Source organism: Sorangium sp. So ce381 (assembly GCF_051473845.1).
In the GTDB taxonomy this organism is placed as follows: domain Bacteria; phylum Myxococcota_A; class Polyangia; order Polyangiales; family Polyangiaceae; genus Sorangium; species Sorangium atrum.
Genome location: NZ_CP150336.1, coordinates 4,233,412 through 4,246,844, shown reverse-complemented (window position 1 = coordinate 4,246,844; position 13,433 = coordinate 4,233,412). Strand labels below are relative to the sequence as shown.

Annotated in this window: 8 protein-coding genes; 3 read left to right on the top strand and 5 right to left on the bottom strand. The window is 68.3% G+C overall.

Features of this window, described 5'->3' with window-relative positions:
* Positions 1-57 precede the first annotated feature (57 nt).
* The 3 genes from WMF29_RS16165 to WMF29_RS16155 form a co-directional block, all read right to left on the bottom strand.
* Entirely contained in the window at positions 58-1,548 is a 1,491-nt protein-coding gene (locus tag WMF29_RS16165) for a tetratricopeptide repeat protein (RefSeq protein WP_437329684.1), read from the bottom strand.
* Positions 1,549-1,559: 11 nt separating this feature from the next.
* Positions 1,560-5,441, bottom strand: coding sequence for a tetratricopeptide repeat protein (locus tag WMF29_RS16160; RefSeq protein ID WP_437329683.1), 3,882 nt, complete (start codon positions 5,439-5,441; stop codon positions 1,560-1,562).
* 91 nt (positions 5,442-5,532) lie between these two features.
* Complete coding sequence (locus WMF29_RS16155; RefSeq protein WP_437329682.1) at positions 5,533-7,179, bottom strand: tetratricopeptide repeat protein; 1,647 nt, start codon at positions 7,177-7,179, stop codon at positions 5,533-5,535.
* 669 nt (positions 7,180-7,848) lie between these two features.
* Between WMF29_RS16155 and WMF29_RS16150 the strand changes: the two genes are divergently transcribed.
* Positions 7,849-8,700: a hypothetical protein gene (locus tag WMF29_RS16150; protein ID WP_437329681.1), complete on the top strand. Its 852-nt coding sequence runs from the start codon at positions 7,849-7,851 to the stop codon at positions 8,698-8,700.
* A gap of 241 nt (positions 8,701-8,941) precedes the next feature.
* Positions 8,942-9,265, top strand: a complete 324-nt coding sequence (locus tag WMF29_RS16145; RefSeq protein WP_272098131.1) for a YraN family protein — start codon at positions 8,942-8,944, stop codon at positions 9,263-9,265.
* A gap of 85 nt (positions 9,266-9,350) precedes the next feature.
* On the opposite strand, the gene WMF29_RS16140 is transcribed toward WMF29_RS16145, so the two are convergent.
* A complete protein-coding gene (locus WMF29_RS16140) occupies positions 9,351-10,220 on the bottom strand; it encodes a HAMP domain-containing protein (protein WP_437329680.1) in 870 nt (289 codons plus the stop codon).
* Between the two features lie 76 nt (positions 10,221-10,296).
* The gene (locus WMF29_RS16135; RefSeq protein WP_272098129.1) at positions 10,297-11,088 is read right to left on the bottom strand and encodes a HEAT repeat domain-containing protein; all 792 of its coding nucleotides are present in this window, start codon (positions 11,086-11,088) and stop codon (positions 10,297-10,299) included.
* 507 nt (positions 11,089-11,595) lie between these two features.
* Between WMF29_RS16135 and WMF29_RS16130 the strand changes: the two genes are divergently transcribed.
* The gene (locus WMF29_RS16130; protein WP_437329679.1) at positions 11,596-13,347 is read left to right on the top strand and encodes a carboxypeptidase regulatory-like domain-containing protein; all 1,752 of its coding nucleotides are present in this window, start codon (positions 11,596-11,598) and stop codon (positions 13,345-13,347) included.
* Positions 13,348-13,433: the final 86 nt, after the last annotated feature.

The window sequence follows — 13,433 nt, the reverse complement described above, 5'->3', positions numbered from 1 at the left end:
AGCCCGTGTCACACGAACCTGCACCCCACCATCGACGGCGCCCAGGACGAGGGTCCGCTACTGGGCAGGAGCCGGGGCCGGGGTCGTCGCTTCGCCCCCCTCGCCCCCTTCGCCCTCGCTCCCGGCAGCTGCCTCCTGCTCGGCTTCCTTCGTCTTCATGTCAGCCTCGGCCGCCTTCCGCTCGGCCTCGGTCTGCTTGTTGAAGGCGATGATCTGGTCGATCTCGCTCATGCGCTCCTTCGACCGCTTCACCGCGTCGGCGAACTCGGTGCTAGCGCCCGCCTTCTGGATGAACTGACCGAACAGCCCCTTCGCCGACATGAGGGCGCCCTCGGCCCCCTTGCCGCCCGACTTCGCCTTGTACTCCTGGGTCAGGATCGCCTCGTTGTAATAGGTCTCGGCGCGCTCGGGGGCGACCTTCTTGGCGGCATCGAGCTCCGCGCTGGCGGCCGCCACCATGCTGTCGAAGTTCGCGTCATCGATCTGACCGCGCAGGGCGAGCGCGAGGCCCAGATGAGCGTCGTAGTCGTTCGGACGCATCTTCAGGGCCGCGCGGTACGCCTCGTCCGCCTGCTGGAACCCCCGGAACTGGAGGTTCACCGCCGCGTAGTTCATCTGCGCCTCGTAGAAGGTCGGGTCGAGCTTCCTCGCGATGTTGAACTCCTGCACGGCGCCGTTCAGGTTCGCGAGCTCCACCTGGATCATCCCCGCGGTGTTGTGGATCGGCGCGTAGTTGGGGTTCTTGCGGATGGCCTGGGAGCAGACCAGCGCCGCGAGCTCCAGCGCCTGCGTGTCGACCTTCTTCTGCTTGCTGACGTTGGTCGCGACCGCCTTGCCCGACTTCCTGCCCGCCTTCTGCTTCGCCGTCTCCAGGTAGTAGATAGCGAGCTGGTTGAACGCGGGCATGAAGGCGTCGTCGACGGCCAGCGCGCTCTGGATGTACCGCTTCGCGCGCTGGAAGTCGTTGGGGCCATCGTTGTCGGCGACCTGGTTGCCGCGCTTCATGTACAGAAGCGCGAGGTGCACGAGCGCCTCGACGTTCTTGTACTGAGCATCGACGACGGCGGCCTGGCGCATCTCGCTGATCGCCGCGTCGATGTTCCTGTCGCCCGACTCCGCCAGGTTGTAGAGCGCCACCTGGACCCGCGCGGGGTGGAACTTCGGGTTCTTCTGAAGCGCTTGCGTGAAGTGCTTCTTCGCCTCCGAGTCCTTCTTGCAACGCTGGTACGCGAGCCCCGCGTTGTAGATGGCCTCGGCGAACGTCGTGCTCCCTTGCTCGTCCGCCGCGTCCAGGAACAGCTGGGCCGTCGAGCTGCAAGTCGCCTCGGACCAGTCCCCAGCCTTGTCGTGCTGGACCATGGTGTCCATGGCGGTCTTGAACTTGTTGGCCGCCTCGACCGACACGGCCTGACCCTTGCTGTCCGTGATCGTCTTGCCCGTCGTCGGGTCCTTCGCCCCGTGAGCCGTACCGCCGGTGCTCCCGCCGCCACAACCCGTCGCGGCCAGAAGGAGCACCGCAACCGCTGCCAATGAGGTGATGCTTCTCATGTTTCGCTCCATCACTTCCTGGGTCGGGTCGTGGCCCGATCGAGCGCCGAGCCTTCCTTGGACGCACCGGACGCAGCCGGCGCGGCCTTCTTGTCGTCGCTCGCCTTCTTGTCGTCGCCCGCCTTCTTGTCGTCGCCCTCTTCCTTCTCCTTGCTCGCAGCCGGCTTGTCAGCGGCTGTCAGCGCCTCTCGGAAGGGGGTCCCGTCGAGGTTCAGCGGCGCAGGGCGCTCGCTCATGCCGGAGTTGACCCGCGACGGCGAGCCGCGGAATTCGTCGATGAGGTGGTACTCGGCGCCGTAGTTCTTCGACAGCCACACCTCGCAGGTACGCGAGTAGTCGTCGAAGTACTGGTACTTCACGGACAGGTCGAGGCAGGTCTTGAACGCGCCCTTCGCCATCTGCTTCTGCGGCTCGCTCGCCTCGTCGAGGCGCGAGTAGTACTCGCCCCGGATCTCGTCGTACGAGACGTCGGTGCCCGGGACCATGCCGTGCCCCTTCCATTCCTTCGGGATGGGCGCGGCCCGGAACTCGGCGACGAACTTGCCCCACATCTGACCGACGCGCGCGCCGGCTGCGATGACCCACTTCGGCGGAGGCGTCGGCTCCAGCTTGAGGATCTTCTGGTACTCGGCGTCGGCCGCCTCGATCGCCGGGCGCTTCTTCTTCACCCAGTCGGCGACCTTGGTGTTGATGTGCTTGAGGACGTCCTCGCGGTTCCCGGAGCCCTTGTACTCGGGGAACTTGATCTTATCGACGTCCTTCCGCTTCTGCTCGGCGAAGTGGAAGTAGGCCTCGCCGACCGCGGTCAGCACCTTGCCGAGCCGACGCAGCTTCTCCGGCTCCTCGCCGCCGATCGCGTCGAGCTTCTTGAGCGCGGCCGCCGGGTCCTTCCAGTAGCCGCGGACCTTGTTGTACTCGCCGTTCGCCGGGGTCACGCTCTTCGTCTGCAGGAGGACGCGCGCGTACATCGCGTGCGCTTGCACCTGGACGTCGAACGTCGCGTTGCGATCGATCTGCGGCATCGCCGTCGACAGCCGCCGGCGCGCCTGATCCCAGTCCTCGCGATCGATGTAGTGCGCGCCGATCGCGAACGCGATCTGCGCGGTCTGCGCCGGCTTCGCCTTGCCGTAGTTCTTGTTGAAGAGGTCGGCGTCCTTGATCGCCTGGTCCTCCTGACCGAGGCCGAGCCGCAGCACGACCGCGTCCTGGAGCGCCTCGGCGGCCTTGTCCCCCTTCGGGTTCTCGCGGGCGTAGCGCTCGTACCAGTTCGCCGCCTCGTCATAGACCGCGATCGCCTGGTAGTTGCCGCCGATCTCGTAGATCGACGTCTTCGCCAGCTCGGTGTTGTGGAGGTTGTACCGCGGATCGAGCAGGATCTTGCGGGCCGAGATGGACTTGGCGATGAGGCGGGCGGCCTGGAACGCCTTGGCCGCGTTGTAGAGGATCTCCTCGCTCTTCTCGCACGCGGGCTGCTTCGCCTCGCAGGCGGCCTCGCCGTACTTCTTCCACATGTCCATGTAGGCGACGGCGGCCTTCTCGTAGTTCTTGAGGGCCTCGACGCCGCCGGCCGCATCAGCCGCCTCGACGAGCTTCTGGGCGCGCAGGCGCTCGATGTCGCGCTGGATGCGGATCAGGATGCCGCACTGTTCGGCGTTCTCCTTCTCCTTGCCGCCCTTGCAGTAGAGGTCGACGAACTTGGGCACGTCCGCGGCCATGTCGTCGTAACAAGACGGACGCGGCGGGTCCATGTTCGCGCCGAGGACGTTGAGCGACTCGAGGTAGAGCTGAGACGCGTAGATGCCGACTTCCTTGTCGGCGTGGTTCAGCGCCACGTCGCGGAACGCGAGCGCGGCCTCCTCCCAGTGCTGCGCCTCGAAGTACGTGCGGCCGCGCGCGTACTTCACCTCGACGTACTGCTCCTGCGCTTCCTTGTCGTTCGCCGCGGGCTTGATGTAGCAGACGTACCGGTTGAAGGCGGTGATCATGCCCTTCTGGCTGTCGCTGAAGTCCTTGGGCAGGAACTTCGCCTTCTCCGCCTTCTTGTCGCCCTTCTTGCCCGTCCCCCCGTCGGGGAGGTTGCCGGACCCCTTCTTGTCGGAGCCGTCCTTGTGGGTCTCGGTGTAGATGTTCTGGTAGCAGAGCACCGAGGCGTACGCGGCCTCAGCCGCCTGCGGGCCGTTCGGGTCCTCGGCCACGACCGAGTCGAACGCGGGACCGCACTTGGCCCAGTCCTTCTGGAAGTACAGAAGGTCGGCCATCGCGTACTTGATCTTGAAGATGTTCGGCCAGTCCTCCTTCAGGATGCGGGGGAACTCGAACTTGGCGAACTGCTCCTGCTTGAAGTTGTTGACGACCTTGTCGTAGAGCTGCGCGGCGAGCTGCATCGTCTTCTTGTCGCCGGTGCCGCGCACGCCGCCCGAGCCCACCGCCTCGAGGTGCCAGGCCATCGCCGTCTCGGTCAGCAGACCGGCGGTGATGTTCGAGCACTTCAGCTTGGCGTCCGCCGGGTGCCCCTCGCCCAGGAACTTGTTGTGGACGTCGAGCTGGCGCCCGAGCTCGCCCATGATCTGGTCCTTGTTGCCAGACTTCATGGCGAGCGTCGCCTCCGCGATGTGCCCCTGATAGACGCAGTACCTCGGGCCCCGATCGCGGGTCATCAGGTCGGTGTAGAGCTCGATGCCCTCCTTGTAATGACCGGTGTCGAGGTAGTTCTGCCCGAGGTCGTCCATCATCTTGAACGTCTTCTCGGAGCTGCCGCTCGTGTCGCCGCTGAGCGGCCGGAGGAAGTCGTGCGACTTGCGCGGGTCGCCCGCGAGCGCGTAGACGGGGATGATGTCGCGCCGCGCCGAGACCGCGAGCTGCGCCGCGTTCGGCATCTGCTGGAACTGCTGCCCGTACTCGATCGTCTTCTTGAACTCGCTGATGGCGCGGGCGAAATCGCCCTTGTTCCAGTAGACGTACCCGAGCTTGTAGTGGGCGTAGCCCCAGACCTTGTTCTCGGGCGGCGGGTACTGGGTGACCTTGACGTACGACTGCTCAGCCAGGTCCCACTTGGACGGGTCGCCCTGCGCCTCGTTGAAGAAGAGCTCGCCGAAGGCGAGGTACGCGTTCGGGATGTACTTCGAGTTCGGCCAGTTCTTGATCAGCTCGAAGTAGACCTTGCGAGCGTCCTCGAGCTGCTGGGCCTGCTCGTACTCGTAGGCGAGGTAGTAGAGGACCTCGTCCGTGCAGCCCGTGCTCTTCGCGGGGTCGGCCGCGTTGGTGCTCTGGCAGTACTTCGGATACTGCGTCTTCAGGTCCGTGTAGTACTTGATCGCCTGCTTGCGCGCGAGGCTGAGGATCTTGTCGGCCTTGCCGATCTCGGCCTTGATCCCGGCGACCGCCTTCGGGTTCTTCCGCTTGGCCTCGTCCGCCTTGATCTGCCCCTCGGTCTTGTCGCGGAACGCCGCCGACTCGAGCTCGACGTAGCCCTCGGCGAGGCGCCGCATCAGCTTCGGCCGGTCCGGCGCGTTCTTCGGCGTCGAGGAGTACAGGCCCTCGAGCCCCTGGATCTCCGTGACCAGCAGGCTCCTCACCTTCGGGGCGAGGCGATTGCGCCGCTCGTCGCGCTGCGCCGAGGCCTGTGAAGCCGTCGGATTGGTCGGCTTCGTCAAGTCCTCGCGCTTCTTCAGCTGGATCCCCTGCGGGGCTGACTTGAAGCTGACCTGCGGCTTCTTGCCCGCCGACACCTGGAGCTTGCCGCCCGGACAGGCGGCGATCGCATCCTTCGCCGGCTGCGTGATGCACGCGTCGGCCGCCGACGCGGGGCTCGTCGTGACCGCGCACGCCGCTACGGCCAACGTACCCGCCGCCGCGCGGAGCGCATGCAGTACACCGAACTTCGACTGCTTCATCTCCATCTCCGTCCCTCCGCCACGGACCCCCGTGAGGAAGCGCTGCCTGCCCCGCGACCTAGGGCCGCGGGGCCAACCATGATGAAATCGCTCACTTGCTGCACTTCGACGTCACGACCTGCCGGTAGAAGCCGAGCTCGTCGCGCCAGTACTCGCCGTCGAACGGCCAGAGCACGTGCTCGTCGTCGGGCTTGACGACGCCGTAGGTGAGCGCGTCCTCCTTCGACAGCTGGCCGCTGACGACCTGCTGATCCAGCTTGTTCCTTTCGGCCGCGGTGATGTCGATGAGGATCTTCGACGAGTCGCGGAGGTGCTCGTTGAGCTCGTCGAGGTTGCGCTGGTAGCGCTCCCGGCCGAGCGTGCCGGCGTTGCGGATCGCGAGGCTCCTCGCGAACTCGAGCGCGTCGGTCACGTCGCTTCCGACCGGGGAGTTCCGGAAGTTGGCGGGCGCCTTCTTGAACCGATCCGCCTCCTCATCGAGGATGCGCACGTACTCCATGTTGCGGCGGAGCTGGCGGTCGGAGAGCGCGTTCTCGACGATCGGCCGGACCCTCGGCGGGATGTCGCCCTTGCCGGCGCCCACGTCCTTCAGGAACTGGAAGAAGCGCTCCTCGTTCCCCTCCCCCTGGTACCGGGACAGGATCGACTCGAGGTCCTTCTTGATCGGCTCGTACTTCTTCTTCATCTTCGCGACGATCGTGGTCGCGTCGCCGTACTGGCAGATCGTGAACGAGACGACGGCCTTCAGGATGTCGGCCTCGGGATAGAACGAGTTCGGGAAGTAGGGCGACTCGATCGTGTGGATGTTGCCGAGCGCCTGCGGGTACAGCCCGGCCATGAAGTACGCCCAGGACTGCTCGAAGAGGCTGTCCAGCCAGTACTCGCTCGCGACGTCGACGCGGTTCCAGTACTTGACGGCCGCCGAGAGCTTCGCGGCGTCGATCGTCGGAACGTTGTTGTCGTCGAGGCGGACGGACGCCGAGTAGTAGGTGCGCGCCATCGAGAGGAACGCGAGGTCGCGCATGCGCGCCTCGTCCTCGAGGCCCTCGACGCCCTCGTCGATCGCCTGGACGATGCGCTGGAACGACTTGACCGCCGGCACCGACTTGCGCAGCTGCACGTACGAGATGCCGCTGAAGAACTGCGCCTGGACGTAGTACTTGCTGTTCGGGTCGACCTTGGCGAAGAGGCTGATGGCCTCCTCGTAGTTCCGGTTCCGGTACTTGTAGCGGCCGAGCAGGTAGTTGAGCTGCCAGTAGAGGTCGCGCTGCTGGGGGTTGTTGAACCGCGCGATCTGCTCGGTCTTGTACTTGCCGACGCGCTCGATGATGTCCGCCGGCTCCGGGAGCTGCGTCGCGAGCTTGGACAGCCAGAGCAGCGTCTCGTTGAACTTGAGGTGGTTCGGCTTGTCGGCGATCTGCGAGAAGAGCGCATAGCTCGCCTGGTAGAACTGCAGGCGGTAGAGCGCGATCGCGAGGTGGTACTGGGCGATCTGTTTGTTGCCCTCGTCATCGCCGGTGTCGCCGTCGACGACGCGCTTCAGCTGCCGCGCAGCGTCGCTCCACCGCTCGCTGTCGAAGAGCCGCTTGCCCTGCGCAGCCTCCTCCGTCATCTGGCCCGCGGTCACGGGGCCCGCATCCTCGTCGGCGCTGACCTCTTTGCTGGGCTTCTTGTCGCCCTTGGCGTCCGCCTTTTCAGCCGCGACGGGCTTACCTTTGCCGGGCTGCGCATGCCCCACGGCGGGGGATAGCAACAGGGCAGAAGCTACAAGGCAGATACTCGCCACCCGGTTCCGCATCGTCGTTCCTCGCTTTCGGCGACGTAAAGATCGTGGCCCCTTCGCCCCGTTCGCGGCTCCACACACGGAGAACGCGCGCCGTAGACCCCCGAGGCAGCTCGGTCAGGAACCAAAAAGTTCAATGAGAATCAACGGATACTTGCGTGTGGCGGGGGATGGTAGGATTGTGGCGCGCAGCTTGTCAAGCGATGCCGGGCGAGGGGCCCCCTCTTGCATTCCCGTCCTGAGACACCCGGCGCCGCGTCGACCTTGGGGTTGCGCACTGCGTAGGAGTCGACGGTGGAATTATCGAACGGAGGCGCGATCGCTTCCTTAAACGCGATCGTCGCGCCGCCGCCTCACCGCCGCCGCCCAGGCGGCAGCCAGGCCGTCCGCCGCCAAGGGATGAGCGCGCGCAGGGTCGAACGCCTCGCACCGGCGGCGCCCGCCACCTCGGCGACGTGGACGGGCGCGCCCCATCCGGCTGTTGACGCTCAAGGCGCGCTTCGTCTAGGGTCCAACCGCTGACGTTGTGCCTTTGAGCACCTCGACTTGAGCGTTTTCTTGCCTCCCGTCCGCGCGCCGCTGCCGAAGCGGTGGCGCGCACCGCCGCCGAAGGAGCACGTTCTGATGACCCGTTCCATTCTGTCCGGCCTGCTCGGCCTGCTCAGCGTCGTCGCTATGGCGAGCCTGCCCTCCGCGTGCGAGAGCGGCGGCGTCGGCGACCCGTGTCTGCCTGAAGACGAGTACGATTCGCAGTTCGCTGGCTTCAAGGTGACGGAAGAGAACATCGAATCGCGATCCTTCCAGTGCCAGACGCGCATCTGCCTGGTGAACCACTTCCAGGGGCGCGTGAGCTGCCCGCTCGGCCAGGAGGCGCCTGCGACGTGTGTACCCGGGCAGGGCGGGTGCACCACCTGCGAGGAGTCGGGGACGTACGCGCCCGACTGCGACCCGACGAGGCCGGACGGCGGCAACAGCCAGTGCCTCAGCGGCATGTGCGACGCCGCTGGCGCCTTCTGTCGCTGCGGCGGCGACGCCGACTGCCCCGGCGCCGGCTGGAAGTGCGAGACTGGCGTCTGCAAGCTGTACCTCTGCCGCGACGGCTTCACCGGCTGCCAGGACCCGACCAAGTCGGCGGCAGAGAACGAGGGCAAAGCCTGCTGCGTGCCGGGGACCGACGACCAGGTCGCGTCGCCCGTGTGCGGCCAGTGCGCCGCCAACTCGAACCGGAACGCGCAGCAGGCGGTGTACTGCTCGTGCCGGTGCGGCGTGGCCGATGGCGAGCCGGACGACCCGAACTTCAACTTCTGCGAGTGCCCGCAGGGCTTCACCTGCTCGGAGATCCGCCCGAACGTCGGCCTCGGGGACCCGAACATCACCGGCAAGTACTGCATCAAGCAGAACACGCAGTTCGAGAACGAGGGGGCCTGCGGCGACGTGCAGGGCCGCGCCAACTCGGACCAGTGCGAAGGCTTCTAGGCGTCGGGTGACCGGCCGTCGCGGCTCGCGCAGCCCTCCGCCGACGACGGCCGATCTGGCCGGAACCTCCGTCTCCCTCCCTCCCAGCGACGATTCGGGCTCACATGACGGCCGGCCGCCCGGGCGCGCCGCGACGCGCAGCGCACGGGCGGCTCCGGCGAAGAGCCGGCCGGCGATCGGGCCCGCTGGCGCTCCCGCGGCCGACGCGCGGCGAGCGCTCGGCGCGCGCGCGGAGGACGCGGTGGTCGCTCACCTCGCCGCGCAGGGCGTGGAGATCATCGCGCGCAACGCGCGGGTGGGGCGGCTGGAGATCGACGTGGTCGCGCGCGACGGCCCTGTCATCGTGATCATCGAGGTGCGGACACGCGGCGCCGGCTCGTACGTCCGCGCCCTCGACAGCATCGACGCGAGCAAGCGCGCCCGCGTGCGGCGAGCGGGCGAGCGGCTCTGGCGCGCCACGTTCTCGCGCGTGCGCGGCGTGGAGCGGATGCGCTTCGACGCCGCATCCGTGACGTTCCTCCCGAGCGGCGAAGCGACCGTCGAGATCATCAAGGCCGCCTTTTAGCGCGGCCTGAACGCTTCTTATTTTTGGCTTGATCTCGGGAGGGATTCGGACGGCGCGTACGTCGATCGACCGCGCGCGGGCTCGATCACGCGTCGAGCTGCTCCTGCATCTCGCTGCGGAGGCGCTTCAGCTGGGAGAGGCCCTCGGGGTCGATCTCGAGCGTCCCCTTCTCGGCGCGCGCCCCTGCCTCGAGCTTCTCGAGGACCGCATCCATCTTGGCGATCTTGCCCTGCTGGCGCGCCCTGAGGTCCTCGACCATCTTCTCGAACGCCTCGAAGAAGTGCTGGAGCTCGTCGCCCTTCCGGAGCTTCTCGCGCACGACCAGCTTGCCCTCGCCGACCTGACGGAGCAGCCGCTTCATCTTGAAGATCGGCCCGGCGATCTTGTGCGTGAAGACGATGCCCGCGATGCCGACGCCGAGGACGAGCAGCGACAGGAGCGCGACGATCAGGCGTAGCAACATCTGCTGGTTGTTCGCGACGTCGGCGGCCTGCCGCTCGAGCGCCTCCGCCCGCTGCTGCAGCGTGGCCGCGTCGCGCTCGAGCCGCGACTGCTCGTCCTTGAGCTTGTTCTCGTCGCGCTGCGCCGCCTCGCCGAACGTCTTCGCGAGCTCGGGATCGTCCTTGTACTCCTTCGCGATGTTCATCGCGACGACCTCGCTGACCCGACGGCTCTGGACGAGCACCTCCTGGCCGCGCTTGACCGTCTCCTGACCCTGACGGACGGTCTCTTGTCCCTGCTGCACGGCGCTGCGGCTCTGCTCGATGATCTTCGAGCTCGCGTTCCAGAGGAGGATCCCGAGCGCCACGGAGAGCGCAAGGCTGATCCCCACGAGGAACCCCGTGTATTTCAGCTGGAAGTTCTGGTCGATCAGGTAGTTCCGCGCGCTCCGCTGGTAGCGCGCTCTGACCTCCGGCGCGGAGGTCTGCGGGGCCGTGCTGGAAGCGTCGCTCATGGGATCCTCGGAGCTGGCTGGAGATGACAAGGGTCGTGAGGCACTGGAGAAGCCAAATTCGAGCAGCGAAGGTGCGTCACAACGAGGCGACGACCTTGTGGAAGGTCTCGACCGCGTTCTCGACGCACATCTTCATCAGGATGTTCTCGCTCTGGACGTCTTTCTTCGGGGTGCCGCTCTGCGTGAGCTTCGGCGCGAACTCACCCTGGAGCGACTTGGACGGATAGGTCCACATGCTGACGCGGACCACCTGGGTGAGGTTGCCGCCCTGGTACACGGCGGGCTCGACCGTGGCGAGCAGATAGAAGCCCTTCAGCTTCTTGCCGTTCAGAATCTTCTTGCCTTGCGCCACCGTCTCGCCCTTGGGGGCGACCGCGTAGCCGGCCTTCGCGAGGATCTTCGACTGGATCGCGGCGCGCACGAGCGGCTCGATCTCGGACTCTGGGCGGCCGCTCTTGTTCGTGATCTCGATGGCCACGTAGTACTTCGTGTCCGCGCCCGGAGGCGGCGGCGCAGCCGAGCCGCCGCTGCCACCGCCGCCGGCGGACAGCGCCGCGATCGACTTCTGCATCTGCGACTTGACGGCCGGCGTCTGCTCGCGCCCCTCGGCGCGCTCCAGGCACGCGAGCCCCGCGGGCTTGCCGAGCTTGCCGAGCGCCGCGGCCGCCGCGACCTTGACGGACGCGTTGCTGTCCGTGAGGGCATCGCAGAGCGGCCTCGTGGCGGCGTCGTCTCCCGACGCGCCGAGCGCGAGCGCCGCCTGCGTGCGGACGCGATAGTCCTCGTTGGTCCTGAGCTGGTCGGCGAGGTAGCTCGTGCGCTGATCCGCGTAGAGCCTCGTGGGTATCAGCGAGAGTACAAGCGTCACAACCAGCAACACGAGCACTGAAAAGGGCCGACGCATTCCACGTCCGACGATACACGAGCGCATCGCCGCCGTGGCGATCGGATCAGCCGGTCTACACCCGAAATTTGGTGCGCACACGCTCGCACTTTTGCCTTGCATTCGCTCGCTCCTCGCTGCGACCAGACTGGACGGTTTGACGCGGCCTGCCCGCGGCGCTTCAACGCGTGAAACATGTTGGGCTCACGGCGAACACGGCTTCACCATCCGCTTATCTACCCACCCGCTACCGCCATCGACCCGACGCGCTGCCGCGAGCTCGCGTGCACGTCCGCTCACGTCCGCTTACGTCCGCACTCGCCGCTTGCTCGCTCGCTCGCGCTGCAGGCGCCGGGCGAGCGCGGGCGCGGCGCTGCCGCGGATCGGCTTCCCCTTGCCCGTGCCGTGTCCGCGTGACGGATAATGCGCGACCATGATGAGGAGCTCGCCGGAGGCCTTCGGGAGATGCGCGCACTGAGACGATGCCTGCCGTTGGCGCTCCTCGCGGCCACGGCGCTCGCTGCGGCGCACGCGGCGCACGCGCAGACGCAAGGTGCGCCGCTCCGCATCCATGTGCGAGGAAGCGCGCAGATCGAGGCGGTCGCATGGACCGAGCCCGACGGGTTCGTCGTGCGCGGAAGCGTCGTCGACGATGCGCGGAGCGCGATCGCGGAGGCGCCGCTCTCCATCGATGCGCTCACGAGCGCCGGCGCGCCTGCGATCCTGCCGGCGGTGGATGGGTGCGCAGCCGACGGCGCGGCGCGCGCCCGCGAGCCCCGCCCCTCGCAAGGCGGCTACGTGATCGCGACAGACGAGCGCGGCGGGTTCTGCCTCCACGGGCGCGCGCCGCTCGCGGACGCGACGCTGCGCATCCGGTTCGCAGGAGGAAAGCTCTACGACGCGGCCGAGGCGAAGATCCCGATCGAGGCACACGCGGCCCCGCTCGCGCCGGTGATCCTCCGGTTCGATCCGCCGGTGGACGCGATCGATCTCGATCGCCCGACGGTCAACGTCGCCGTGGCGCTCCGGCTCGATCGCAGCGGCGCGCGCGGCTTCGCGAGCGGCGCGCCGTTCGAGCGCGACCGGCTCCCGGTCGTGCTCGAGGACGAGCGCGGCGCGCGGCTCGCCGAGGCGCCGACCGGCGGCGACGGCCGCGCGCGCTTCGAGCTCCCGACCGAGCGCCTCGACGGCGCCGGCCAGGGCGTGCTGCGCGCGCGCTTCGATGGAACCGCCACGCTCGCGAAGGCGAGCGTCAGCCAGGGCGTCGTCCGGTACGCTCAGGTCACGCTCGATCTGTCGCATCCCGTCGAGCCGGCGCGCGCGGAGGACGGCGTGTCGATCGACGTCGAGGTGCGCTCGTCCCGTGGCCCGGTCGAGGGCGGCGTCGTCGAGGCGCTGCGCGCGGGTGAGCCCGTCGGAGCGGCGACCGTGACCGGCGGCAAGGCGCGGGTGATCGCCGCGTTCACCGCCGAGCGAGCGGGTACGGTCCCGATCTCGCTCCGCTACGTGCCCGCCTCTCCGTGGTGGATCCCCGGCGCGGAGCTCGCGATCGACGTGCCCGTCGCGGGCCCCGGGGCGTGGCGACAGATCGCGCTCGGCGCCGCCGTCCTCGCCATCGCGGGCTGGGTGCTCGGCGGCTGGCGGCGGGCGCCGAAGCGCGCCGCGGCGACGCGCGCGGGCGACGAGCGGCCCGTCGCGCCGCCCGGCCGCGCCGGCGTGCGTGTCATGGGACCGCTCGAGGGCGCGACCGGCTGGCGTGGCGCCGTCGCCGACGCGCACGACGGCACGCCCATCGCGCGCGCCGAGCTCGTGATCGTCGTGCCCGCCTTCGACGGCAGCGGCGTCATCGCCCGCGCGCTGACCGACGACGTCGGCGAGTTCTCGATCGAGGCGCCGTACCGGAGCGACGCGAGGCTCGTGGTCCGCGCGCCGATGCACAGCAGCCATGAGCAGGCGCTCCCGTCGCCGAGCAAGCTGGGCATCGCGCTCGTCACGCGGCGCCGCGCCGTCCTCGACCGCCTCGTCCGCTGGGCGCGGCGCCAGGGAGCTCCCTTCGAGGGGCCGCCCGAGCCGACGCCCGGGCACGTGCGCCGCGCGGCGAGCAGGGTTCAGCAGCGCGAGGTCGAGCTCTGGGCGAGCCGGATCGAGCACGCCGCCTTCGGCCCCGATCCCGTCGACGAGCGGATCGAGCAGGACCTCGGGGCGTCGGAGCCCAAGCCGGGCGCCTCGCCGCTCGCCCCGTGAGCCAGGCGCACGGGGGCCCGCGAAGCGCCGGCCCCGCCGCCGCGTCGATCTGCCGTTTCGCTGGCCGGATCGCGCCCCCGCGCGAC